The sequence below is a fragment of the Bradyrhizobium sp. JR4.3 genome (assembly GCF_040547695.1).
Classification (GTDB): Bacteria; Pseudomonadota; Alphaproteobacteria; order Rhizobiales; family Xanthobacteraceae; genus Bradyrhizobium; species Bradyrhizobium canariense.
Window position 1 is genome coordinate 104751 of the sequence record NZ_JBEPQF010000002.1, and the last position, 23112, is coordinate 127862.

A 23112-nucleotide genomic window follows, 5' to 3' on the forward strand; every position below is an offset into this window, starting at 1 on the left:
TTTCTTTTGCGGGGCCAAGGGGTAGCTGCGGCGCAGCAATCCGGACATTGGACAATTTGTCCAATGTTGCAGTGCGGGATGTTGCGCCAGACAAGGCTAGATTGCCTGGCGCCTCGCCGGGCGGTCAGCTTTGGTTTTCAGGACGTTAAGGGCGCGCGAATGGCGATGGCACAGACCCCCGCAATGGCAGACCACTCGGGCGAGCACGGCCACGACCAGGCCAGTCCCGGCGAGATCGCTATCGGCGTCATCATCGGCCGCACCTCGGAATTCTTCGACTTCTTCGTCTTCGCGATCGCCTCGGTGATCGTGTTCCCGCGCCTGGTCTTCCCGTTCACGAGCGAACTGACCGGCACCCTCTATTCCTTCATGATCTTCGCGCTGGCCTTCATGGCCCGGCCGATCGGCACCGTCATTTTCATGACGGTCGACCGCGGGTACGGCAAGACGGCCAAGCTGATCTCGGCGCTGTTCCTGCTCGGCACCGCCACCGTCGCGATCGCGTTCCTGCCCGGCTATCACGAGATCGGCGTTGCGGCGATCTGGCTGCTGGCGCTGGCGCGCATCGCACAGGGTCTGGCCTGGGGCGGCGCCTGGGACGGCATGGCCTCGCTGTTGGCGCTGAACGCGCCGCCTTCGAAGCGCGGCTGGTACGCGATGGTGCCGCAGCTTGGCGCGCCGCTCGGTCTGATCGTGGCGAGCGGGCTGTTCGCCTATTTCGCCGGGAATCTCTCGGCCGACGACTTCTTCGATTGGGGCTGGCGCTATCCGTTCTTCGTCGCCTTTGCCATCAACGTCGTGGCGCTGTTCGCGCGCCTGCGCATGGTGACGACGGAAGAATATGCCTCGCTGTTCGAGACCCGCGAATTGCAGCCCTCGCGCATCTCCGAGACGGTGGCGCGCGAAGGCCAGAACATCATGCTCGGTGCGTTTGCGCCGCTGGCAAGCTTCGCTCTGTTCCATATGGTCACGGTGTTTCCGCTGTCCTGGGTGTTCCTGTTCACCCGCGAAAGCCCGGTGCGCTTCCTGATCATCGAGATCGTCGCCGCCGTGTTCGGCGTCGGCGCGATCGTGCTCTCCGGCGTCATCGCCGACCGCGTCGGCCGCAAGTCGCTGCTGATGGGATCGGCGATCGCGATCGCGATCTACAGCGGCTTTGCCCCGCAGCTGCTCGATGCCGGCGCGTTCGGCGAGACCATCTACATGGTGATCGGCTTCATCCTGCTCGGTCTGTCGTTCGGCCAGTCGTCGGGTGCGATTGCCTCGAACTTCAAGCAGGCCTATCGCTACACGGCTTCGGCGCTGACCTCCGACATGGCCTGGCTGTTCGGCGCCGGCTTTGCACCGCTGGTCGCCCTGTTGCTGGCGACCAATCTCGGCGTCATCGCCTCGGGAGCGTACCTGCTGTCGGGCGCGTTCTGGACCTTGCTCGCGCTCTGGCTCAGCGGCCAGCGCGAGGCCGGCGATATGGACGCGGGGCGCTGATCGGGCGGAGCTTGTAGGGTGGGCAAAGGCGCGTAAGCGCCGTGCCCACCATCTTTCAATAATCCTGATCGGGAATGGTGGGCACGCTTCGCTTTGCACACCCTACGGCAGTTTAGCGTACGTCAATCCGCCACGACCTTCACACGATCGCGCACCTTCACCTGCGCGTTGCGATCGAGCCCGTTGAGGACGCGAAAACGCTCGGCCGGGTGATCGACTCCGGCCATGCGGTGGGAGAGCGATTCCACGGTGTCGCCCGGCTGCACGGTGATGACCTTGATGCGCAGCGGGCGCGCGGCCTGGATCTCCTCGAGCGTCAGGCGGCGGAATGAACCGACGGTCTCGCGCGCATTGCGCTCGCTCTCGGTCGACTTCTGCCGTGCCGCGAAGATGAAGCGGTAGACGTCGCTGCCGAAGCGTAGCGCATAGACCTTGAACTGCCACTGGTCGCCCTTGGCGGTGGCGGACGCAGCCGGAAAACCGTTGATGGTGATGTCCTCGGTGGAGGCCTTCTCGACGCCCTCCATCCAGCCGGAATTCAGGTAGTCGCCGAGCGACTGTTCCGCCGGCACCCGCACGACATCGAACCGCATCGCCTGCGAGCCGCCGTCGCGCACGCCGATCACGGCCTGCGCAGTGTTGTCGAGCGTAAAATTGTCCGGCGCCTGGAAGGTGAAGCCGAGCTTCGGATGCAGGAAGCGCCGGCCGCGGACAAAACCTTCGCTGGGGTCTTCGCCGTAGACGAGGTTGTCGATCGCGGCGAGATAGGTCTCGCGGTCGCGCTCGCCGCCCTCTGGCGCTGCGTATTGCCGCGCGATGGTCTGCGCGTTCTGCACGCGCTCGGGCGTCGCCGGATGCGACGAGGTGAAATCCTGCGCGCGCGGATCGAGCGAGGTCTTGCCGACCTTCAGCTCGGCATTGCGCTCCATCGCCGAGAGAAAGCGTGCGGCACCATAAGGGTCGAAATGGGCCTTGGCGGAAATCCCGACGCCGACGCCGTCGGCCTCGAACTCCTGATTGCGCGAAAAGCTCGCCATGGTCAGCTTGGTCTTGGCGAGCGCGAGCGCGGTGAGATCGGGATCGTTGCTCATGTCGGTGACGACGCGGGTGACGATCGCGGCCTGGCGGGCCTGGTCCTCGCGCATCGCCGCGTGCTTGGACAGCACATGCGCCATCTCGTGGCTGAGCACGGAGGACAATTCCGACGTGTCGCTCGCGAGCGCAAGCAGGCCCCGCGTGACATAGAGCTGGCCGTTCGGCAGCGCGAAGGCGTTCACCGCGCCGGAATTGAGGATCGTGACCCTGTAACCCTGGTCGGGGCGGTCGGACGCCGCGACCAGCCGGTCGACGGTCTTGATGACCAGGGATTCGAGCCTGGGGTCGTCATAGGTGCCGCCATAGCTCGCCAGGATGCGCTCGTGCTCCTTCTCGGTGGCGGGGGTCTGCGCGACGGCCGGCTTCGGCTTGGGCATCGCGACGGTCGGCGGGGCCGCCGCGGTCTGGAAGCGGCCCATATCGCCGCAGCCGGCAAGGGCTGAACCCAGCACGAGGCATAGCGCAGCAGGCGCTGCCCGCAGGCGGCGTTCATTTTGTCCGTGCCGTCCTAGCACCCCATTCACGTCGCTTAACCCGTGCCTGGCCCTTTTTAGGGCCTTACCCCTGTCGGCTCGTTTGCGCCCAGCAACTCGATTTGTCCTACGAGGCGTATATCGATACGCGGCCCCGTATTCCCCTCAGCCCAGCCCCGGACACGAATACGCTTATTTTCCAGAGACTTAAGAGCGATCCCGGCGCTTTCGAACGCGGGTACCATGCGCTTTGAAATAGTCACGGCGAAGCCGCGTGTCCAGTTTCGTCCGAAGTTGAGGTAGGTCATTGCCCCAGCTTGCCGGACCGACAGGACTTTGCCCTCGACCACCACAAAACGCCCGATCCCCGCCAAAATATCGTCCGGACTTTCCGCGTTTTTTATGGCCAACGGGTCAGCCCAGCTGCCCTTTTTTTGGCGTCTCGCCTCGGCCTCCGACGCCATCAGGGCGGCCGCGCAGTCCTTATCGCCGATCTCGGCGGAGACGATGGCGTCGCCCTGAGCGAGGAGCGTCGCCTGCACGGAGATGTCGCTCTCGCCGACAAAGACCAGCGCGCCCTGGCGGCCATAGCGGTCAGGCGTGTCGTCGGCGCTGCGCAGGATCACGTCGCGCCCGACCAGCAGCGAGGTCAGCGCCTGCTTCGTGGTCGCGGTCGGCTCGATGCCGGTCAAGCGGATTTCCCGGCCGTCATCGAGCCGCAGACTGCGCGCATCGATCGCGGTGACGCGGCCTTCGCCCTGGGACTCGAACTGGCACGGGCTCGCGAATGCGCTCTGCCCCGCGACGAGAAGGATTGCGATCAGCTGAAGCCGTTGCGTCACGTTGCCCGGTGAGGTTGCGTTGCGCTCCAATTATAACTCAAGCGCGGTGGGGCGCGAAGACTGTTTGTTCATACTCCGTCATTGCGAGCGCAGCGAAGCAATCCAGAGTCCCTCAGAGGAAAGATCCTGGATTGCTTCGCTGCGCTCGCAATGACGGCGGAGGCACTCTTCCGCATCTCGTCATTCCGCTTTGCGGAAAGCGCGTGTTGATCGCTCATCTGCATCGTCCCGCGCGCTTGCTGCGCTGTCGCGCATGCGGCATGATTGCGGCAACACAATAACCAAGCCGCCATCAGAGTACGGCGCGATAAGGGAGGTCTTTTTCGATGAAGCATGTTGTGTCGGGTATTTTTGCTGCTGCGTTGGCGCTGAGTGCAAGCGCCGCACAGGCCCAGGACAAGCCGCCACTGAAGATCGGCGGCATCCTCGACATGTCGAGCCTGTATGCCGACATCACCGGCCCCGGCAGCGAGACCGCGGCCAAGATGGCCGTGGAGGACTTTGGCGGTGAGGTGCTCGGCCGCAAGATCCAGGTGCTGGCTGCCGACCATCAGAACAAGGCCGATCTCTCCGCCAATATCGCCCGCGACATGCTCGACAATCAGGGCGTCGAAATGATCTATGACGTCGCGGCGTCCGCGACCGCGCTTGCCGCCGGCGAGATCGCGAAAGCGCGCAACAAGATCATCATGTTCAACGGCCCGGGCTCGATCCGCCTCACCAACGAGGCCTGCGGTCCCTACACCATTCACTATGTGTTCGACACCTACGGCCAGGCCAATGTGACCGGCCTTGCGGCCGTGGAGTCGGGCCTCGACACCTGGTACTTCCTCACCGCCGACTACGCCTTCGGCCAGGATCTGGAAAAGGACACCAGCGCCGTCGTGACCAAGACCGGCGGCAAGGTGCTCGGCAGCGTGCGCCATCCGCTCAACACGTCGGATTTCTCGTCGTTCCTGCTCCAGGCCCAGGCCTCGAAAGCAAAGGTGATCGGGCTCGCGAACGCCGGCGGCGACACCGTCAACGCCATCAAGCAGGCGGCCGAGTTCGGCATCACCAAGGGCGGCCAGAAGGTCTCGCCGCTGCTCGCCTTCGTGACCGACATCGACTCGATCGGGCTCGAGACCGCGCAGGGCCTGTTGCTTGCGGAAGCCTTCTACTGGGATCTCAACGACGACACCCGCGCGTTCTCGAAGCGCTTCCAGGAGCGCATGAAGCGGCCGCCGACCTCGGCGCAAGCGGGCGTCTATTCGTCTGTGACGCACTATCTGAAAGCAGTGAAGGCGGCCGGCACGACCGACGCCGCGACGGTGATGAAAGTGATGAAGGAGACACCGATCAACGACTTCTTCGCCAAGAATGGCAAGATCCGCGAGGACGGCCGCATGTTGCACGACATGTACCTGTTCGAGGTCAAGAAGCCGTCGGAATCCAAGGGCCGCTGGGACGACTACAAGCTGCTCGCCACGGTGCCCGGCAGCGAGGCGTTCCAGTCGCTGGAGCAGTCGCGCTGTCCGCTGGTGAAGAAATAAACACCGTCATTGCGAGGAGCGAAGCGACGAAGCAATCCAGGCTGTCTCCGCGGAAACGCTTCGCTCGCAATGACGAGTGTGGTGATAGATCAAGCAAAACAACGACAAGGGAGACGTCCCATGAACGACATGGTTCTGCAGAAGCTCGAGGGTGGGCTGCTCACCATCACCATGAACCGGCCCGAGCGTAAGAACGCGCTCAACCCCGACATGGTCGCCGGGCTGGTCGTGGCGGCGCGGCGCGCGGCAGACGATCCCGAGGTGCGCGCGGTCTTGTTCAAGGGCGCGGGCGGCTCGTTCTGCGTCGGCGGCGACGTCAAGTCGATGGCGGAGGGCCGGGCGCCGCTGCCGTTCGAAGTGAAGATGGCGAACCTGCGCCGCGGCATGGAGGTGTCGCGCATCCTGCACCAGATGCCGAAACCCGTGGTGGCGCAGCTCGATGGCGCGGCGGCCGGCGCGGGTCTGTCGATGGCGCTGTCGTGCGACCTCCGCGTCGCCTCCGAATCCTGCAAGATCACGACCGCGTTCGCAAAAGTCGGCTTCTCCGGCGATTACGGCGGCACCTATTTCCTCACCCAGCTGCTCGGCAGTGCGCGGGCGCGCGAGCTCTATCTGACCTCGCCGGTGCTGACCGCGAAGGAGGCTCATGCGATCGGCATGGTGACCAAGGTCGTCCCCGACGCCGAGATCGACGCGGCCGCGCACGAGCTCGCGCTGTCGCTGGCGCAAGGCCCGTCGATCGCGCTCGGCTTCATCAAGCGCAACATCAACAATGCCGAGCATCTCGCGCTGGAGGATTGCTTCGACGGCGAGGCGATCCACCACACCCGCTGCAGCGACACCGAGGATCACAAGGAGGCCGCAAAGGCGTTCGTCGAGAAGCGCAAGCCGACCTTCAAGGGCGCATGACGATGGCGCCCTATATGCGGTTGCGGCAGATCTGCCTGGTCGCGCCGCAGCTCGCGCCCGTGATCTCCGACATCGCTGATATCATGGGCCTCGCTGTCTGCTACCGCGACGGCAATGTTGCGAAATACGGCCTGGAGAACGCGCTGCTGCCGGTCGACACGATCCTGCTGGAGGTGGTCGCGCCGTTCAAGGACGGCACCACGGCCGGCCGCTTCATCGAGAAGAGCGGCGGGCGTGGCGGCTACATGGCGATCTTCTGCTGCAACGATCCCGACGAGCGCGGTCGTAACGCCAACGCGCTGGGCGTGCGCACCGCCAACGTCATCGACCACGCGCCCTATCACGGCGTGCAGCTCCACCCCCGCGACTGCCGCGCCGCTTTCATCGAGTTCAACCACACCGAAGGCAGCGACGACATTTTGGGGCCGTATCCACCTGCCGGCCCTGACTGGCAAAAATTCATCCGCAAGGACGTGACGCAGGCGCTGACGAGCGTGGAGATGCAGAGCCCGGATCCGCAAGGGCTGGCGGAGCATTGGGGCAAGATCATTGGGGTTGCGCCGAGTGGCGATGCCGAATTGAAGCTGCCCAATGCGACATTCCGCTTCGTGAAGGGCGTCAGCGAGATCATGAGCGCACTGGAGTTTCAGGTTGCGGATGCGGCGCGCGTGCTGCATGCCGCCAGGGCCAAGGGGCTCGCGGTTGCCGGCAATGAGTTTCTGCTGGGCGGAGTGACGTTCCGGCTGGTTGATTGTCTGATAGTGATCCGTCACCCTGAGGTGCTCGCCTCTTCGGCGAGCCTCGAAGGGCGACGGTCACCAGCGGGGCCGTTCGTCCTTCGAGGCTCCCGATGGGGCGCTCAGCGCCCCATCACTCGCACCTCAGGATGACGGGGTGGGAGAGCGCGGTGGGCCAAGAACAAGAAAAGGTATCACGTCGTGCCGCATCCGCTCGATAGCTTCTTTGCACCCGCGAGCATCGCACTGATCGGCGCCTCGCGCGATCATGAGAAGATTCCGGGCCGGCTGCTGTCGATGTTGCGCAAGAACGAGTACCCCGGACAAATCTATCCGGTGAACCCGAACTATGCCGAGATCGACGGGCTCATCTGCTACAAATCGATCACCGACGTCAGCGCGCCGATCGATCTCGCAATCATCCTCATTCCCGCCCGCGCGGTGCTTGCCGCGCTCGAGCAATGTGCCGCCGTCGGCGTGAAGAACGCCGTGATCATCTCCTCCGGCTTTGCCGAGGAGGGCGGGGAGAGCGCGGCGATGCAGGACGCGATCGCGGCGCTGGCGAGACGCACCGACATGCGGATTTCCGGCCCGAACGCCGAGGGCTTTTTCAGCCAGGTGCAGCGCGTGGCCGCGACGTTCAGTCCCGCCGTGGACGTCAAGTCGGGCGTGGTGCCGCTGGTCGCCACGACGAAGCGGATCGGCATCGTCGCGCAGAGCGGCGGCATCGGCTTTGCCTATTATCACCGCGCCAGCGCGCTCGGCATTGCCGTGAGCTATGTCGTCAGTGCCGGCAACGAATCCGATCTCGGGGCCGGCGAGTTCCTGGACTACATGGTGCAGGATGCTTCCACCGACGTGATCCTGCTGTTCATCGAAGGCATTCGCGACGTCGACAAGTTTCTCGCGGCAGCGCGGCGGGCCGCCGGCCTGAAAAAGCCAGTCATCGTGACAAAAGTCGGCCGCTCCGGCGCCGGGACGCGCGCGGCCGCCTCGCACACCGCGAGCATGGCCGGATGGTCGGCGGCCTACGACGCGGTGTTCGCCAAATATGGCTTCATCGTCTCCAACGATCTCGACGAGGCGCTGACGATCGCGGCGGTGCTTGCGAGCAATCCGTTGCCGAAAGGCGATCGCGTCGCCGTCGTTACCGTCTCCGGCGGTGCCGGCATCTGGGGCGCCGATGCCGTGGCGCTGCAAGGCCTGCAGGTGCCGGAGCTATCCGAAAAAGTCCAAGCGCAGGTCAGGACGCTGATGCCCTCCTACGGCACTGCGCGCAACCCGATCGACGTCACCGCGCAGGGCGTGACCTCGGGCGGCTTGCAAAAGAGCGTCGATGTGCTCACCGCATCCGACGAGATCGACGCGATCCTGGTCGTGCTGTCGCTGTCGAGCGAGATCCGCAAGCCCTTTAGGGAAGCCGAGCTGACGCCGGTGCTGGCAGCGCAGCACAAGCCCGTGGTGTTCTATTCCTACACGGTGCCGTCCGATTTCGCCCGGCGCGAGCTTGCCAAATCCGGCGTCGTGGTGCTCTCGGGCCTCACCCATGTCGGCGTCGCGATGCGGCAACTCGTGGACTACGCCAAGTTCAAGCTCCAGAAACCGTTGGACGTTGCGCAAGTCCCCGTGCGGGACATCTCTGCGCACCTGCAATCGCCGGCGCTCTCGGAAGCCGACAGCAAGGCGTTGCTTCGCGCCGCCGGCATCGCGCTGCCGGATGAAGTCCTGGTGAAGGACAAGGGCGGGCTCGACGACGCCGTCGCCCGCGTTGGCTTTCCGCTGGTGCTGAAGATCCAGTCGCCGGACATCGCGCACAAGAGCGAGGTCGGCGGCGTGCGCGTCAATATCACCACAAAGGGCGAAGTGTTTCTGGCGTTCGAGGCGCTGCTCAACAACGCGCGCAAGCACAGGCCTGAGGCAGCCATTCAGGGCGTGCTGGTCTGCCCGATGGCGAAGCAGGGTGTCGAGATCATCGTCGGCACGATGACGGACAAGACGTTCGGGCCGATGGTGATGGTGGGCCTTGGCGGCATCACGACAGAGCTATTCCGCGACGTCGTCTATCGTCCGGCGCCGGTCAGCGCAGAAGAAGCCGGCGCGATGCTGGCGCGCTTGAAAGCCGCACCGCTGCTGACAGGATTTCGCGGGGCCGCGATGGCGGATGTCGCGGCACTGTCGCAGTTGATCGCGGATATCTCTCTGCTTGCCGCGCAGCATGCAGAGGAGATCGCGGAGATCGAGCTCAACCCGGTGCTGGTGCACGCCGAAGGCCAGGGCGTGACCATCGTGGATGCGCTGGTGGTGGGGCGGAGATAACAGTCACAATTAACGCCTTCGCCGGGACGACATGGGAAGTTGTGGCGGCGCCAAAGTGATCCGGCCAAAAGTCGGAATCACCGCCCCCTGAAATTCGCCACGCGCCGCTCTTCCGTGGCCTTCACGCCTTCCTTGAAGTCTTCCGTGGCGCGCAGCCGGGTCTGCTCCTCGAGCTCGTGATTGGTCGCCGCCATGACGCGATCGGCGAGGCCAGCGCGCATGGTGGCGCGGGTGGAGACGAGGCCCAACGGGGAGCATTCGGCGATTTCTCCGGCGAGCTTCAGTGCGGCTGCCTTGACCTGGTCCTGCGGCACGAGTTCGTTGGCGAGGCCCCATTTGAAGGCCTCTTCGCCGGTGACGCGGCGGCTGGTGTAGAACATCAGCTCGGCGTTGTTCTTGCCGATCAGCTCGGGCAGCGTCACGGTCAGGCCGAAGCCGGGATGGAAGCCGAGTTTTGTAAAGTTCGCGGAGAAGCGCGCTTCGGGGCAGGTGACCCGGAAGTCCGCCGAGACCGCGAGGCCCAATCCGCCGCCGATGGCGGCGCCCTGCACGGCCGCGACGATCGGCTTCTTGGCGCGGAAGATGCGCACGGCCTGGATGTAGAGGTGATTGATCGCGCCGAGGCTGTCGGCCGGATCGCCCTTGGCCGTCTTATCGGCTTCGCGCGCCTCTTGCGCCTGCCGTGCAGGGTCCTGGAAATTGGCGCCGGCGCAAAACGCCTTGCCCTGCGCCGACAGCACCGAGGCGCGAATCTCGATGTCGCGATCGAACTCGTCGAGCGCGTCCGCGATCTGGTTGATCAGCGAAATGTCGAAGAAGTTGAGCGGCGGGCGGCGTATCTCGATGGTGCCGACGTGACCAACTTTTTCGACGCCGATATCTTTATAGGTGCTCATGATGTCCTCGAAGAGTTAGCGCAAACCAAGCCCGCGGGCGATGATGCCGCGCAGCACCTCGGTGGTGCCGCCCTGGATGGTGAGTTTCGGCGCGGTCTTGATGGCGAAGTCGAGCTGCCGCTCCAGCGTCTCGCGGTTGGTCGCGGTCTCCTCGACGAAGGCGGCGAGATCGCGCACGCGGTGCGGCAGCTGCTGCTCCCACACCGTGCCGATGTCCTTGACGATGGAGGCTTCGACGACCGGCTCCTTGCCGGCCTGCAGCATGCCCGCGACCGAGACCGACATGCGCCGCATGGTGTGGAGCTGCGCCACCAGCCGGCCGATGCCTTCGGCACTGCGGGTATCAGGATTGGGGCCGACCGCGCGAACCAGCTCGGTCAGCACGTAATAGGTCTCCAGGAAACGCTCGGGGCCCGAACGCTCATAAGCGAGCTCGCTCGTCGCCTGCTTCCAGGCGCCGTCGACTTCGCCGAGCACGTGATCGTCGGGTACGAAGAAATCGGTGAACACGACCTCGTTGAACTCGTACTGGCCGGTGATCTGGCCGATCGGGTTCACCTGGATGCCCGGCTGCTTCATCTTGACCAGGAACTGCGTCAGGCCGTGACGGCGGTTTTCATTGGTCGGCTGCGACGTCCGGAAGATCGCGATCATGTAATCGGCGATGTGCGCCGACGAGGTCCAGATCTTGGTGCCGTTGATGAGATAGCCGCCGTCGGTCTTGGTCGCGCGCGTCTTCGCGGCGAACAGGTCCGAGCCGGAGTTCGGCTCGCTCATGCCGATCGCGAAGCAGATCTCGCCGCGGCAAATGCGCGGCAGGATGTCCATCTTGATGTGCTCGGGCGCGTACTTGATCAGCACCGGCCCGCTCTGGCGGTCGGCAACGAAGAAGCGCCGCGTCGGCGCGTTGGCGACGCGCATCTCCTCGGTCACCACGTAACGTTCGAGGAACGAGCGCTCCTGGCCGCCATATTTTTTCGGCCATGTCATGCCGAGCCAACCCTTGGCGCCGACCCGGCGTGAAAATTCCGGCGCGTCGGTGTCTTCGCGGTTGGGCTTGTGCGGATCGAAGGTGCCGGCGGCGATCTCTTCCGCGAGGAAGGCGCGCACTTCCTTGCGCAATTGCTCGCATTTCTCGGGCAGGCGGATCGGATCGAAACGGAGGGCAGCGGTCATTGTTGTCTCGTCCCTGATCAGCGCGAAGCCACGAGCGGCCACAATTCGTCGGCGCCGCGGTTGGCAATGAGCTTGCCGAGCTCGACGGCCCAGTGGCTTTCCGAACCGAAATCGTCGCGCCAGGCCAATGCCCGCAGCGAATAGCGGTGCAGGATGTGCTCCAGTGTGAAGCCGATCGCGCCATGGACCTGATGCGCAATGGCGCCGCCCTTTTCCGCGGCTTCCGCGCAGCGGATTTTTGCCGAGGCGGCTTCGAGGTAGACCGCGTCGTCGAACGATCTTGCGTTCGCGATGGCATCGGCGGCCGAGGTCGCCGCGGCAAGAGCGGCAGCCGACTCGCCGGCGAGGCGGGCGAGATTGTGCTGCACCGCCTGGAATTTGGAGATCTTCTTCTCGAAGGCGACGCGCTCATTGGAATAGCGCACGGAGATGTCGAGCATCGATTCTAGCGCGCCCGCGATCTGAAGGCTGCGCGCGACGCCGCCCATCAGCATCATTGTGGTCTGGTCAAAGCCCTTCGGTGCGGGCTTGATGGCGACGGGCTGCACCTTGTCGAGTGTGACGGTGTCGCTGTGGTCGTAGCCGACATTGAGTCCGGTCTCGATCCGACCCTTGCTCGCGTCGACCAGCGCGATCGAGGCGCCGTCCTTGCCGTGGGCCAGCACTGCGAAGTGCTTTGCCGCCTTTGCGAACGGCACGCCGCGGGCACGGCCGGAGAGCGCGCCGTCGGCATCGCGGGTGATGCGATCCTTCGGCGACGCCGGCAGCACCGTCATCTCCCCCTCGGGGGATGCGATCTTCGCCTGCGCCAGCAGCCAGCCGGCCAGCATGGTTTCGGCCAGGGGAACCGCGACCGCGAAACGGCCGGCGGCGTTCAGCAGCGCAAAGCCGTCGGCAAGGCTCGCGCCGGAGCCGCCGAGATCGTCCGGCACCCAGGCCAGCGGCAAACCGGCCTCGTTCAGCGCGTGCCACAGAGGCGCCCGCCACGAATCCTTCTTGTCGTTGTTGACGGTCTGCGGATCGGCGAGATCGGCGAAGATTTTCTCCGCGGTCTCGACGACGATATTGTCACTCTCCGCCACAGCGTTCCCCGTGTTTTGCCATTGGCGCATCCGGCCCCGTGGGGCTGGGCGCGCAGGTTCTTCTTGCGCCCGATGATCCGAAAAAGCCATGGCCCTGACAAGCGTTGATCGCAGGTCAACCTGCGGCGCGGGCATGGGCGCAAGGGACTATAGAAGGCTAATTCCGCTTAGCGGAGTTTGCTCGATTTGCAGGGCGCGGCAAACTCGCTAAACAGGACGTCGATATTCAATCAAGGGGAAGGAAAGCCGGATGGCAAAGGACAGTTTGTGCGCAATCGTGACGGGGTCCGCCTCCGGCCTGGGTGCTGCGACCGCGGAAATTCTCGCACGGAGCGGGGCGCGGCTCGTCATCAACTATTCCTCGAGCGAGAGGGAAGCGGAGGCGACCGCGGAGCTTTGCCGCAAGGCGGGCTCACCGGAAGTTCTGGTCGCGCAGGGCGACGTCTCGAAGGATGACGATTGCCGCAAGATCGTTGCGGCAGCTGGCGGCTGGGGCCGGCTCGACGTGCTCGTCAACAATGCCGGCACCACCAAGCATGTCGCCCATGCCGATCTCGACGGATTGTCTGCGGAAGATTTCCAGCGCCTGTACGGCGTCAACACCATCGGCCCGTTTCAGATGGTGCGCGCGGCGCGCAGCCTGCTCGAGGCCGGCGCCAAGGCCTCTGGGCGGCCGTCCGCCGTGGTCAACATCTCCTCGGTCGCCGGCATTAGCGGTGTCGGATCGTCGATCGCCTATGCCGCGAGCAAAGGCGCGCTCAACACCATGACGCTGTCGCTGTCGCGTGCGCTGGCGCCGCTGATCCGCGTCAACACGGTATGTCCCGGCTATATCGATACGCCCTGGTTCACCAAGGGCCGTGGCGAGGCGGGCGCCAAGCAGGTGCGCGACAGCGTCGTGGCGAAGGTGCCGCTGAAGGTCGCATCATCGGCGGAAGACATCGCCCAGCTCGTCTGCTTCCTGGCGATGCCGGCCTCCAGCAACATGACCGGCGAGGTCGTGCGCATGGATGCGGGGATGCATTTGGTGACGTGAGGGCGCGCGGCTAGCGCGGCAAATACAACTGTCGTCCCGGCCTAGTGCGCAATTGCGCACGGGGGGCCGGGACCCATAACACAAGAGGTAGCGAGGCGCGAAACCGGGAATTGCCAGTCTTCGCCAAATTTAATTCGGTGGCTATGGGTCCCGGCCTTCGCCGGGACGACACCGAGTATGTTGATAGCTCACACTGGCGTGCTACCCCTTGATCACGCCGCTCGCGACCAGCCGGTGCCAGATGAAGAGCACCACCACGGCGCCGATGGTGGCCATGATGAATCCCGCGCCCTGGTCGGGACTGTAGTGCCCGATGGCCTGGCCGATGAACGTCGCGAGAAACGCGCCGGCGATGCCGAGGATGGTGGTGAGGATGAAGCCGCTCGGATTGTTCGGTCCCGGCGCCAGCCAACGCGCGATGAGGCCGGCGACGAAGCCGACGACGATGATCCACAACAAGCCACCCATGCTCATGTCCGTGCTCCCCTCGTTTGACTAAACTAAATCAGACTCTGCCCGCGATCTCTTGCTCGGTCGGCAGCCGTCCGTCCGGCGTCAGATGATCGACCACCTGCGGCAGATATTGGCTGAGGCCGGAGAGCAGCTCGTCACGCGACAAGCCGCTCTGGGCCGACAGGCTCTCGATCTGGTCGGCGCCGAGCGCATTGGCGAGATCGCCTGGTGCGATCGCCTTGTTCTCGCCCTTGCCGACCCAGGTATTGGCGGCGTCGCCATGACCGCTCTGCTGGAGCTGGTTGAGGAGATCGCCGAGACCGCCGCTGAGCACGCTGCCGGCCGCGCCGCCCGCGAGCAGGCCGCCAAGGCCACCCTTCAACAGGTCACCGAGGCCGCCGCCAGCGCCTGCATTCACCGACGGGGGGAGATGCGTCGGCGTCGGTGCCGGGGACGGCTGCGGCGCGCTGCCGGTTTGGTTGCCGCTCAAATGCTTGAATGCCTTCCAGGCGAGCAGGCCAAGGAGCGCCATGGTCATTGGCGACATGCCGCCGCTGGATGAGGATTGTGAACTCGGCGTGCTTGGGCCGCGCGGGCCGTTCTGCATGCCGTTGAGGACGTCGAGCAAACCCATGGCGTTCTCCCTTGGCGCTTTCTTGCTGGTAACAAGCCCCGATCGAAAACATATGAGGCCGTCATGACGGTTACAAGGCGATTGCGCCGCAACTGCGGGAATGGGCAGCAGGCAGCGCCTCTGCTATCGAGGGCAGACCGTTAAGGAGACAAGCCAAGGTGGTTACGGATCGACCGATCGTGGTGGCCGGCGCAGGCGCCATCGGATGTTTCGTCGGCGGCACCCTGGCGGCTGCTGGCCGCCGCGTCGCGTTCCTGGTGCGGCCGCGGGTGAAGGCCGAGATCGAGCGGTTCGGCCTGCTTCTGACCGATTTCGACGGCTCCGAGAAGAAGATCGGCGCGGGCCAACTCGCGCTGTCGGAAGATCCCGCGATCTTCCACAGCGCCGGCATCGTGCTGGTCACGGTGAAGAGCGCCGACACAGCCGGTATCGCGGACCAGATCGCGCAGCATGCGCCGCAGGAGGCCGTCATCGTCTCGCTGCAAAACGGCGTCGGCAATGTCGCGGTGCTGCGCGAGCGCCTCGGCGACCGCCGCGTGCTCGCCGGCATGGTGCCTTTCAACGTGGTCGCGATGGACGAGGGCCGCTTCCACCGCTCGACCTCCGGCGACATTCATGTTGGTCAAGATGATACGAACACGGCCGCAGCGCTGTCGGTGCCGGGGCTCACCATGCGCGCGAGCCGTGACATCATCGGCGTGCAATGGGGCAAGCTGATCATCAATTTGAACAACGCGCTCAGCGCCTTGTCCGACATGCCGCTCGCCGCGCAATTGGCGAACCGCGACTGGCGACGGCTGTTCGCCGATCAGATGGCGGAGGGGCTGGCTGCAATGAGGGCTGCCGGCATCACACCGGTCTCGGCGACGCCAATCCCGTCGTCCTGGACGCCCACCTTGCTGAGACTGCCCGATCCGATTTTCAACCTCATCCTGGGAAGGACCATGAAGATCGATCCCGAGGCGCGTTCCTCGATGTGGCAGGATTTGAAGCAGGGCCGCAAGACCGAGATCGACTATCTCCAGGGCGCGATCATCGCGCTCGCCGAGCAGAACAATGTCAACGTGCCGCTGTCGCGCCGCATTGTTGCGCTGATCAAACAGGCTGAGGCCGCGGGCAAGGGTCCGCCGCGGCTGACGCCGCAGCAGATTCGCGGGTAACGCATGAGTGCAAGCTGCGCGACCGGAGGAGCAACGATGAAGCGTCATCTGATGATCGGATTCGCGTTGGCCGCGCTCTGCGCCGCGTCCTCGGTCGCGGAGGCCCGGCCGCCGACGGTCATGAACTCTCCCGGCTATGACAGGCGATTGCAGGAGAGCCGCTCGCAACTGGGCAGTTCTCCGACGACAACGGCGCCTGCGAATTCCCCGGTAGCTCAACCGAAGCGCAGCAAGAAGAAGCCTCTGAACTGAGGATGTAAGCGCGATCTCCATCACACCCGTCATTGCGAGCGCAGCGAAGCAATCCAGAATCCCCACGCGGAAAGACTCTGGATTGCTTCGCTGCGCTCGCAATGACGGCGGTGACTCAGCCCTTCTTCGCGGGCTTGCTCGGCGTCGGGCTGAACAGCTTTTTGATGTCGTTCAATCCATCCGACAGCCGCGGCCATTCGCAGGAGAACGAGCCCTTGGTGCACGGGGCGCCTTTCGGCCGCGGTCGCGCGTCGCCGATGGCGGCCTGCTGGACCTTGGGCCGCTCGACCGGCACCGGCACGCGCTCGACCTCGGTTCGCAACGCGACCCGCTGGAGCTGCTGCACCTGTTGTTCCTGCTGCTCGCGCTGCTGGCGCGCGGTGGCCTGCGCGGCTTCATTGCTGCGGCGCTGATTTGCGAGATAGGCGGTGTAGGCTTCGTCGATCTTCTTCTGCTCCTCCGGTGTCGGATTGGGGCCGGCGATGTCGAAGGTGCGGTCCTGGAGGAAGTCGTAATAGGAATAGCCGCCGCCAGCCTTGCGCCGGCCGGCGAATTTGGCGTTGCAGTCTGCAAGCGCAGCCGTCTTCTCGGATTTGGTCGTCGCTTTCTCGGCGGCGTCGGCGCAGGCCTCGAAGTCGACAGGCGCGCGCTTCCACCATTGTGCCTGGGCATGCGACGGCGCCAGCAGGAAAAATCCTGCTGCGGCAGCGACAAGCGCCGCACGACGCGATGCAACTACGTCCGACATTCTACGAGAGCATTCCTTGCAAACTCAACCCGAACTGAGTCGGACTGATTTTTGCCCCTTTATGGCCGGCTTGTCACCCATGGAACCCGGGAATTTCATGGCTGCGATGCTGACATTTTTTGCTTGACGTGGCGCAGGAGTCACAGCGTCACTTCATCCTGCGCTCGCCTCATTGGCGACGCCAAGAAAACGAAGTGGAAACGCCTGATGCTGCTGCCCCTGTCCGATGTGCCACGCTGGTACGCCGAGCGCAAACCGCAAGGCACGATCGCCGTCCGTCACGGGCAGGATACGCTGACATGGGACGCGCTCGAACGCGGCGCCAACCGGCGCGCACGGGCGTTCATGGCCAAGGGCGTCAGGCCCGGCGATTTTATCGCAATCGGTTTGCCCAACGGCAATGCGTTCTTCGAGACCTCGTTTGCGGTGTGGAAATGCGGAGCGACGCCGACCTCGCTGTCATGGCGGCTGCCGCGCGGCGAAGCCGCCGCGGTGCTCGATATCCTGAAGCCGGCGCTGGTGGTCGGCGGCGAAGCCGATTGGAATGCGCCGAACCGTCTGCCCGCGGATTTCATGCCGGAAGGGTTTTCGGACGAGCCGCTCACCGCACCGGTGGCGCGCTATTGGAAAGCGATGACCAGCGGCGGATCGACCGGGCGGCCGAAGGTGATCCTCGATCACCAGCCGGCCGTGATCGACACGGTCGCCGCGCCGCCGCTCAATATTCCCTTTGGGGTCTCGCTGCTCAATCCCGGTCCGCTCTATCACAATGCGCCGTTCATCGTGTCGCATTACGCGCTGTTCACCGGCGGCCAGCTCACCGGCCTCGTCAAGTTCGACGCCGAGGAGGCGCTGCGACAAATTGCGCGCGAGCGCGTGCAATGGGTCAATTTCGTCCCGACCATGATGCACAGGATCTGGGCGCTGCCGGAGCACGTGCGCAACGCCTACGACGTGTCGAGCCTGCAGACCGTCTTCCACATGGCCGCTCCGATGCCGCCATGGCTGAAGGAGAACTGGATCGCCTGGCTCGGGCCTGAGCGGATCTGGGAGCTCTATGGCGGTACCGAGCGACAAGGCTCCTGCATCATCTCCGGCACGGAATGGCTGACGCACAAGGGCTCGGTCGGCAAGATCGGCGAGATGGCGCGCTTGCGCATCATCGGCGAGGACGGCAACGACGTCGCGCCGGGCGAGAGCGGCGAGATCTATTTCCTCAACAATGACGGCAAGGATGCCACCTATCACTATCTCGGTGCCGAGCCGAAGCGCCGCGCCGACGGCTGGGAATCGCTCGGCGATATCGGCAGGCTGGATGCGGAAGGCTATCTGTATCTCGGCGACCGCCTCGCCGACATGGTGCTGCGCGGCGGCGCCAACATCTATCCGGCCGAGGTCGAAGCTGCCGTCTCCGCCTGTCCGGGCGTGCGCTCCTGCGTGGTGGTGGGATTGCCCGATCCGGAATTGGGCCAGCGCGTGCACGCCATCATCGAGCCGGAGGGCGGTGCGGACGGTCAGGCCATCGCCGACGGCATGGCGGATTTTTTGAAGGACCGGCTCAGCCGCTACAAGCATCCAGAAACTTTTGAGATCGTCACCGCCCCGCCGCGCGACGATTCCGGTAAAGTGCGCCGCACGCTGTTGCGCGACGAGCGCGCAGCATGGATGAAGGAGGGGTGCGCCTTCCGGATCTGGCCGGCGAAGGCGCGGACGCACGCCGAGTAAAAGAATTCACGGGAAGGACTGAGATTATGACCATCACCATTGCTGCGAACGCTGTGCCGAAGCCGCCGGCCGAGATCATCGAAGGTTTTCGCGGTGCGCCGACCTCGGTCATTTCGGACAATCTCGGCCGGCTGCCGGGCGCAGTGGGACTCAAGCCCTATCATCGCGGTGCCAAGCTGGTGGGCACGGCCTTCACGGTCCGCACCCGTCCCGGTGACAATCTCGCCATCCACCGCGCGCTCGAATTGGTGGGCCCCGGCGACGTCATCGTGGTCGATGGCGGCGGCGATGAGACCCGCGCTCTGGTCGGCGAGATCATGAAGAACATCGCGCAGTGGCGCAAAGCCGAAGGTTATGTCATCGACGGCGCGATCCGCGACGTCGCGGCGTTCGCGGCCGATGACTTTCCCTGCTACGCTCGCGCCGTGATCCACCGCGGCCCCTACAAGAACGGCCCCGGCGAGATCAACGTGCCTGTGACCATCGGCGGCAGCGTGATCTCGCCCGGCGACATCGTCGTTGGCGACGAGGACGGCGTGGTGTCGTTTGCCGCCGCCGGTGCCGCAGCGCTGCTGGACGCCGTGCGCGCCCAGGTCGCGCGCGAGGAGGAGACGCTGAAGGCGATCCGCGAGGGCCGTTATCAGAGCTCGTATGGCAAATCCTGATCAACGCGAGGCTTTAGTCAAGCAATGGTCGGCTCGATCGCACGTCGATGTTGGCCATTGCCTCTTCAAAAGTGATCCCACAACTTTGTTTCGGTCAGACTTGCTTCATGCTTTTTGCTGCTGGGGATACTTCGAGTGACGAGGAATTACGCGATCGTCCTGCCTAGCTTCTTCGTTCTGCTGGTCTCTGGCAGCAACGAGGTTGGTTCGTGGAAGATGCCGCCTTTTGGCTCCGGCCGCGGGGCAGCGCCCATTTTCAATCGCGATCGCGTCACTGATAGTCATCTGGCAGTCGAGGTCGCTTCCACCGATACAGAGCGACGACTAACTGAAGGGGTCTACGCAAAAGCCAACGGTCTCCCTCCAGGTGAGGTGGAAAAGCGCTTTGCGGCAAGTGGAGTCCTGCGCTGTCCTGGTGGAGATAGCAGCGCTCAAGTGACTGGTGCGCGCGACGTGATTACCACGGCGGCTCACGCGTTTCGGGACCTTTGCAAACCCCATACGTCACCTGACAAGTGTATCTTCGAGTACTATCTCGGAGCCGAGAGGCGTACCATTCCTCTGTCATCGACCCTATGGATGGGCACATGCGTTGAGAGTGCGCCCAAGGCGATTGTCAGCGATTGGGCAGTGGCAAAGCTCGAGTCTGCCGCGGAAGTGACGCCTTACGAGATCAATGAACGGACTGAAAGTGTGGTCGAGCTGGAGCGTGTCCTGGTGGTTGTCGGTTACGACATCGAAGCCACGGGAAAGAGGGACAGGTACGGCCCCTTCAACAAGACGATTCAGGAGTGCCAGATACGCGACGTAAGGGACTGGTCGATATTCGAAACGAGCTGCGAATTCACAGTAGGGGCATCAGGTAGCGCTTTGTTTCGTCTGTTGGACGGTCGAATGACTCTGTTCGGCGTCCTTAATGGAGACTATCACGACAAAGAATATTGCCCACGAGGCAGCTGCGAGTTCAAGAGCCGGCATTGGTCGAGCGTGTATGTTACCGTGAAGGGTGAGTTCAAGGACCGCCTTCTGGCCGCCGTGAGCCAGTCTGCTGCAAAATAAAGCGTAAAGGGGAGAACGGCGTGAGCCAGAAGGACGAATTCCACAATCTCGACGATACCGGCGACGGATTGTTTCGCGAACTCGCGGCAGGCGTGACCACGCGCATCTTCTCCGGCGAGCAGGCGATGCTGTCGGTGGTGACGCTGGCGCCGCATGCGCAAGGCACGCTGCACCATCATCCCGAGGAGCAATGGGGCGTGCTGCTCGACGGCTCCGCCATCCGCGTCCAGGGCGATGAGGAGATTGCGGTGAAGAAGGGCGATTTCTGGCGTACGCCCGGCAACGTGCCGCACACCATGCGCGCCGGCCCCGACGGCGCCCGCGTGCTGGACATTTTCAGTCCGCCGCGGCCAGAATACCGAAAAGCGGGATCCGGTTTCGGGACGACCTAAAGCGCCAAGAGCAAAAAGCCGGGCACGAGAAAACAGGGGAGGGGACCATGACGATCACACGACGCGCGCTGCTCGCTGCGCCGGCTATTCTCGCGATGAAGCCGGCGTTGGCGCAGGCTTCGAAAATCACGCTGGTGGTGCCGTTTCCGCCGGGCGGATCGACCGATGCGATGGCGCGGCTGCTTCAGAGCCATCTGCAGACCAAGCTCAACCGCATCGTCATTGTCGAGAACAAGTCGGGCGCCGCCGGCGCGCTCGGCGCTGCGCAGGTCGCCAAGAGCCCGCCTGATGGCTCGACGTTCCTGGTCACCTTCGATTCCCACGCGGTGATCCCCTCCATCCTCGACAAGCCGCCGGTCGATGTCGAGCGCGAGCTGATGCCGGTGTTGCTGGTCGGCACCGCGCCTTACGTGATCGCCGCCGGTGCGGGCCGTCCCTACAAGACCTTCGCCGACGTGGTGGCGGCCTGCAAGGCGACGCCCGGCGCTGTGAAATATGCCTCCGTCGGCATCGGGACGCTCGGCCATCTCGCCATGACCGTGCTCGGCAACAAGGCGGGCGTCGAGATCGCGCACGTGCCCTATCGCGGCGGCGGCCCCGCGATGAACGACGTGCTCGGCGGCCATGTCGATCTGATCGCGGGATCGGCGGCGCTGGTCGCAGCCCAGCTCGGCACCAACATGCTGCGTCCGATCCTGCAGCTCGGCCGCGAGCGGCTGCCCGGCCTGCCGGATACGCCGACCGCGATCGAGGCCGGCTTCCCGGATTTCGAGACGCTGGCCTGGTGGGGCATCTTCGCGCCCACCGGCACGCCGCCGGACATCGTCGCAGCCCTCGCGACGGCGTCCAAGGAGATCCTGAGCGAGCCCGCCACCGCCGCCCAGCTCAAGGAAACGCAGCAGATGACGCTGCTGCTCGAGGATGGCCCCGCCTTCAAGACCTTCTTCGACAAGCAGGTCGCCATTTGGGGCAAGGTGGTCAAGGACAACAATATCAGGGCGTGAGATGACCGGCAGCCCTCCGCATTGAGCAACGCGGAGGGCTTCCGATCTCCCCTCCGCTTTGATATGAAGCCCCGGTAACCCGCTCTGCGGGTTCCGCGGTCCCGTAGCTCAGCCGGATAGAGCGACGGTTTCCTAAACCGTAGGTCGGAAGTTCGAGTCTTCCCGGGATCGCCAGTTTTTCAGTGAGCAATCGTCGCGTTTGCCACGCTTGTCGGCGCAAAAATTGCTAGAAGCATGAAGCTTCCTTCCTGGCCCGGGCTGACTGCCAGCCCCGCCTCGCTGCCATATCCGGAGACGACAATGCCCTTCGACTTGATCCTGCGCGGCGGCCGTGTGGTCGATCCGTCCCAGAAGCTCGATGCCGTGACCGATGTCGCCTTTGCGGGCGGCAAGGTCGCGGCCGTCGGCACCGGGCTCAAGGCCGATCCGGGCACCGATGTGCGCGACGCGTCACGCTACATCGTTACGCCGGGGCTGATCGATCTTCACACCCATGTCTATTGGGGCGGTACGTCGCTCGGCATCGATGCCGAGGAATTTTGCCGCCTCTCCGGCGTCACCACCGCGGTCGATACCGGCAGCGCGGGGCCCGGCAATTTCGCGGGCTTCCGCAAGCATGTGATCGAGCCGAGCCAGGTCCGCATTCTCGCCTATCTGCACGTCTCGCATGCCGGCATTTTCGGCTTCTCGCACCGGATCATGGTCGGCGAGAGCGAGGAGCTGCGGCTGATGAATCCGATCGAGGCGGCCAAGGTGGCCGATGCCAACCGCGACCTCATCGTCGGCATCAAGGTGCGCGTCGGCCTGCACTCCTCGGGCACCTCGGGCGTCGTGCCGCTCGACATCGCGATCGAGGTTGCGAACGAGGTCGGCATGCCCCTGATGGCGCATATCGATCATCCGCCGCCGAGCTACGAGGAGGTGCTGGCGCGCCTGCGCCCCGGCGACGTGCTCACCCATGCGTTCCGGCCCTTCCCCAACACGCCCGCGACCGCGCAGGGCACGGTAAAGCGGGCGGTGCTCGACGCGCGCGAGCGCGGCGTGCTGTTCGACATCGGCCACGGCAAGGGCTCGTTCGCGTTCAAGACCGCACGCGCCATGCTCGCCAACGGCTTCTATCCGGACACCATCTCGTCCGACATCCATCAGCTCTGCATCGACGGCCCGGCCTTCGACCAGGTCACGACCCTGTCGAAATTCCTGTGCATGGGCATGCCGCTGTCCGACGTCATCGCAACCTCGACGGTCAACGCCGCGATGGCGCTGCGGCGCCCCGAGCTCGGCAGCCTCAAGCCGGGCAGCGTCGGCGACGCCACGCTGATCTCGGTGAGGGAAGGCCAGTTCGACTATGAGGACGTCGTCGGCGAGCACCTGATCGGCGACCGCAAGATCGTCTCCGAGGGTGTCGTGATCGGCGGCCGCTGGTGGCATCCGAATTGAG

At 64.6% G+C, this 23112-nt stretch carries 21 protein-coding genes, 1 tRNA gene and 1 pseudogene; 15 read left to right on the forward strand and 8 right to left on the reverse strand.

Annotation, left to right across the window (positions count from 1 at the left end; genetic code table 11):
* Positions 1–159: 159 nt before the first annotated feature.
* Entirely contained in the window at positions 160–1485 is a 1326-nt protein-coding gene (locus ABIB91_RS03805; protein WP_354159832.1) for an MFS transporter, read from the forward strand.
* Positions 1486–1607: 122 nt separating this feature from the next.
* Here the strand turns inward: ABIB91_RS03805 and ABIB91_RS03810 are convergent, their stop codons facing one another.
* Both ABIB91_RS03810 and ABIB91_RS03815 read right to left on the reverse strand, forming a co-directional pair.
* Positions 1608–2999 carry a M48 family metalloprotease gene (locus ABIB91_RS03810; protein WP_354160000.1) on the reverse strand — a complete coding sequence of 464 codons (1392 nt, stop codon included), beginning with the start codon at positions 2997–2999 and terminating at the stop codon, positions 1608–1610.
* A 131-nt stretch (positions 3000–3130) separates the two neighbouring features.
* A complete protein-coding gene (locus ABIB91_RS03815) occupies positions 3131–3925 on the reverse strand; it encodes a thermonuclease family protein (protein ID WP_354159830.1) in 795 nt (264 codons plus the stop codon).
* 296 nt (positions 3926–4221) lie between these two features.
* Here ABIB91_RS03815 and ABIB91_RS03820 point away from each other — a divergent pair, with 296 nt between their 5' ends.
* The 4 genes and pseudogenes from ABIB91_RS03820 (at position 4222) to ABIB91_RS03835 (ending at position 9389) form a co-directional block, all read left to right on the forward strand.
* Positions 4222–5427 carry an ABC transporter substrate-binding protein gene (locus ABIB91_RS03820; protein ID WP_354159828.1) on the forward strand — a complete coding sequence of 402 codons (1206 nt, stop codon included), beginning with the start codon at positions 4222–4224 and terminating at the stop codon, positions 5425–5427.
* A gap of 120 nt (positions 5428–5547) precedes the next feature.
* The gene (locus ABIB91_RS03825; RefSeq protein WP_354159826.1) at positions 5548–6336 is read left to right on the forward strand and encodes an enoyl-CoA hydratase; all 789 of its coding nucleotides are present in this window, start codon (positions 5548–5550) and stop codon (positions 6334–6336) included.
* Positions 6337–6338: 2 nt separating this feature from the next.
* A pseudogene (locus ABIB91_RS03830) lies at positions 6339–7082 on the forward strand (VOC family protein); the annotation flags it as partial.
* A gap of 192 nt (positions 7083–7274) precedes the next feature.
* A complete protein-coding gene (locus tag ABIB91_RS03835) occupies positions 7275–9389 on the forward strand; it encodes an acetate--CoA ligase family protein (protein WP_354159824.1) in 2115 nt (704 codons plus the stop codon).
* Positions 9390–9466: 77 nt separating this feature from the next.
* Here ABIB91_RS03835 and ABIB91_RS03840 read toward each other — a convergent pair whose 3' ends face one another.
* From ABIB91_RS03840 to ABIB91_RS03850, 3 genes are read right to left on the reverse strand one after another with little or no spacing between them, the layout of a single operon-like run.
* Positions 9467–10285, reverse strand: coding sequence for an enoyl-CoA hydratase/isomerase family protein (locus ABIB91_RS03840; protein WP_018452966.1), 819 nt, complete (start codon positions 10283–10285; stop codon positions 9467–9469).
* A 15-nt stretch (positions 10286–10300) separates the two neighbouring features.
* Entirely contained in the window at positions 10301–11461 is a 1161-nt protein-coding gene (locus ABIB91_RS03845; RefSeq protein ID WP_027567948.1) for an acyl-CoA dehydrogenase family protein, read from the reverse strand.
* Between the two features lie 17 nt (positions 11462–11478).
* Positions 11479–12543: an acyl-CoA dehydrogenase family protein gene (locus tag ABIB91_RS03850; protein WP_354159821.1), complete on the reverse strand. Its 1065-nt coding sequence runs from the start codon at positions 12541–12543 to the stop codon at positions 11479–11481.
* 250 nt (positions 12544–12793) lie between these two features.
* On the opposite strand from ABIB91_RS03850, the gene ABIB91_RS03855 reads away from it, so the two are divergent.
* Positions 12794–13579 carry an SDR family NAD(P)-dependent oxidoreductase gene (locus ABIB91_RS03855; protein ID WP_219684836.1) on the forward strand — a complete coding sequence of 262 codons (786 nt, stop codon included), beginning with the start codon at positions 12794–12796 and terminating at the stop codon, positions 13577–13579.
* Between the two features lie 201 nt (positions 13580–13780).
* Here ABIB91_RS03855 and ABIB91_RS03860 read toward each other — a convergent pair whose 3' ends face one another.
* Positions 13781–14053, reverse strand: a complete 273-nt coding sequence (locus ABIB91_RS03860; protein ID WP_196236584.1) for a GlsB/YeaQ/YmgE family stress response membrane protein — start codon at positions 14051–14053, stop codon at positions 13781–13783.
* 31 nt (positions 14054–14084) lie between these two features.
* Positions 14085–14666, reverse strand: a complete 582-nt coding sequence (locus ABIB91_RS03865) for a YidB family protein (RefSeq protein WP_354159819.1) — start codon at positions 14664–14666, stop codon at positions 14085–14087.
* A 158-nt stretch (positions 14667–14824) separates the two neighbouring features.
* Here ABIB91_RS03865 and ABIB91_RS03870 point away from each other — a divergent pair, with 158 nt between their 5' ends.
* Together ABIB91_RS03870 and ABIB91_RS03875 are read left to right on the forward strand one after the other, a co-directional pair.
* Positions 14825–15826 (forward strand): 2-dehydropantoate 2-reductase, encoded by a 1002-nt coding sequence (locus tag ABIB91_RS03870; RefSeq protein WP_354159817.1) that lies wholly within the window; start codon positions 14825–14827, stop codon positions 15824–15826.
* Positions 15827–15862: 36 nt separating this feature from the next.
* The gene (locus ABIB91_RS03875; protein WP_354159815.1) at positions 15863–16078 is read left to right on the forward strand and encodes a hypothetical protein; all 216 of its coding nucleotides are present in this window, start codon (positions 15863–15865) and stop codon (positions 16076–16078) included.
* 115 nt (positions 16079–16193) lie between these two features.
* Here ABIB91_RS03875 and ABIB91_RS03880 read toward each other — a convergent pair whose 3' ends face one another.
* Positions 16194–16826: a hypothetical protein gene (locus ABIB91_RS03880; RefSeq protein ID WP_219684833.1), complete on the reverse strand. Its 633-nt coding sequence runs from the start codon at positions 16824–16826 to the stop codon at positions 16194–16196.
* 207 nt (positions 16827–17033) lie between these two features.
* On the opposite strand from ABIB91_RS03880, the gene ABIB91_RS03885 reads away from it, so the two are divergent.
* From ABIB91_RS03885 to ABIB91_RS03915, 7 genes are all read left to right on the forward strand, one after another.
* Positions 17034–18551: an AMP-binding protein gene (locus ABIB91_RS03885; protein ID WP_354159813.1), complete on the forward strand. Its 1518-nt coding sequence runs from the start codon at positions 17034–17036 to the stop codon at positions 18549–18551.
* Positions 18552–18577: 26 nt separating this feature from the next.
* On the forward strand, positions 18578–19216 hold the full coding sequence (locus tag ABIB91_RS03890) for an RraA family protein (RefSeq protein WP_354159811.1): 639 nt from the start codon (positions 18578–18580) through the stop codon (positions 19214–19216).
* Positions 19217–19351: 135 nt separating this feature from the next.
* The gene (locus ABIB91_RS03895) at positions 19352–20275 is read left to right on the forward strand and encodes a hypothetical protein (RefSeq protein WP_354159809.1); all 924 of its coding nucleotides are present in this window, start codon (positions 19352–19354) and stop codon (positions 20273–20275) included.
* 20 nt (positions 20276–20295) lie between these two features.
* Positions 20296–20667, forward strand: coding sequence for a cupin domain-containing protein (locus tag ABIB91_RS03900; RefSeq protein WP_106941607.1), 372 nt, complete (start codon positions 20296–20298; stop codon positions 20665–20667).
* Between the two features lie 47 nt (positions 20668–20714).
* Positions 20715–21671 carry a tripartite tricarboxylate transporter substrate-binding protein gene (locus ABIB91_RS03905; RefSeq protein ID WP_354159807.1) on the forward strand — a complete coding sequence of 319 codons (957 nt, stop codon included), beginning with the start codon at positions 20715–20717 and terminating at the stop codon, positions 21669–21671.
* Positions 21672–21768: 97 nt separating this feature from the next.
* Positions 21769–21845: transfer RNA gene (locus ABIB91_RS03910), tRNA-Arg, on the forward strand.
* A 126-nt stretch (positions 21846–21971) separates the two neighbouring features.
* Positions 21972–23111 carry an amidohydrolase/deacetylase family metallohydrolase gene (locus tag ABIB91_RS03915; RefSeq protein WP_354159805.1) on the forward strand — a complete coding sequence of 380 codons (1140 nt, stop codon included), beginning with the start codon at positions 21972–21974 and terminating at the stop codon, positions 23109–23111.
* The last annotated feature ends 1 nt before the right edge of the window (position 23112 follow it).

Bases quoted from the DNA above. Each gene is read 5' to 3' on its own strand.
- ABIB91_RS03805 (WP_354159832.1), top strand. From the start codon at position 160: ATGGCGATGGCACAGACCCCCGCAATGGCAGACCACTCGGGCGAGCAC.
- ABIB91_RS03810 (WP_354160000.1), bottom strand. From the start codon at position 2,999: ATGGGCCGCTTCCAGACCGCGGCGGCCCCGCCGACCGTCGCGATGCCC.
- ABIB91_RS03820 (WP_354159828.1), top strand. From the start codon at position 4,222: ATGAAGCATGTTGTGTCGGGTATTTTTGCTGCTGCGTTGGCGCTGAGT.
- ABIB91_RS03825 (WP_354159826.1), top strand. From the start codon at position 5,548: ATGAACGACATGGTTCTGCAGAAGCTCGAGGGTGGGCTGCTCACCATC.
- ABIB91_RS03840 (WP_018452966.1), bottom strand. From the start codon at position 10,285: ATGAGCACCTATAAAGATATCGGCGTCGAAAAAGTTGGTCACGTCGGC.
- ABIB91_RS03845 (WP_027567948.1), bottom strand. From the start codon at position 11,461: ATGACCGCTGCCCTCCGTTTCGATCCGATCCGCCTGCCCGAGAAATGC.
- ABIB91_RS03855 (WP_219684836.1), top strand. From the start codon at position 12,794: ATGGCAAAGGACAGTTTGTGCGCAATCGTGACGGGGTCCGCCTCCGGC.
- ABIB91_RS03860 (WP_196236584.1), bottom strand. From the start codon at position 14,053: ATGAGCATGGGTGGCTTGTTGTGGATCATCGTCGTCGGCTTCGTCGCC.
- ABIB91_RS03865 (WP_354159819.1), bottom strand. From the start codon at position 14,666: ATGGGTTTGCTCGACGTCCTCAACGGCATGCAGAACGGCCCGCGCGGC.
- ABIB91_RS03875 (WP_354159815.1), top strand. From the start codon at position 15,863: ATGAAGCGTCATCTGATGATCGGATTCGCGTTGGCCGCGCTCTGCGCC.
- ABIB91_RS03880 (WP_219684833.1), bottom strand. From the start codon at position 16,826: ATGTCGGACGTAGTTGCATCGCGTCGTGCGGCGCTTGTCGCTGCCGCA.
- ABIB91_RS03885 (WP_354159813.1), top strand. From the start codon at position 17,034: ATGCTGCTGCCCCTGTCCGATGTGCCACGCTGGTACGCCGAGCGCAAA.
- ABIB91_RS03890 (WP_354159811.1), top strand. From the start codon at position 18,578: ATGACCATCACCATTGCTGCGAACGCTGTGCCGAAGCCGCCGGCCGAG.
- ABIB91_RS03905 (WP_354159807.1), top strand. From the start codon at position 20,715: ATGACGATCACACGACGCGCGCTGCTCGCTGCGCCGGCTATTCTCGCG.
- ABIB91_RS03915 (WP_354159805.1), top strand. From the start codon at position 21,972: ATGCCCTTCGACTTGATCCTGCGCGGCGGCCGTGTGGTCGATCCGTCC.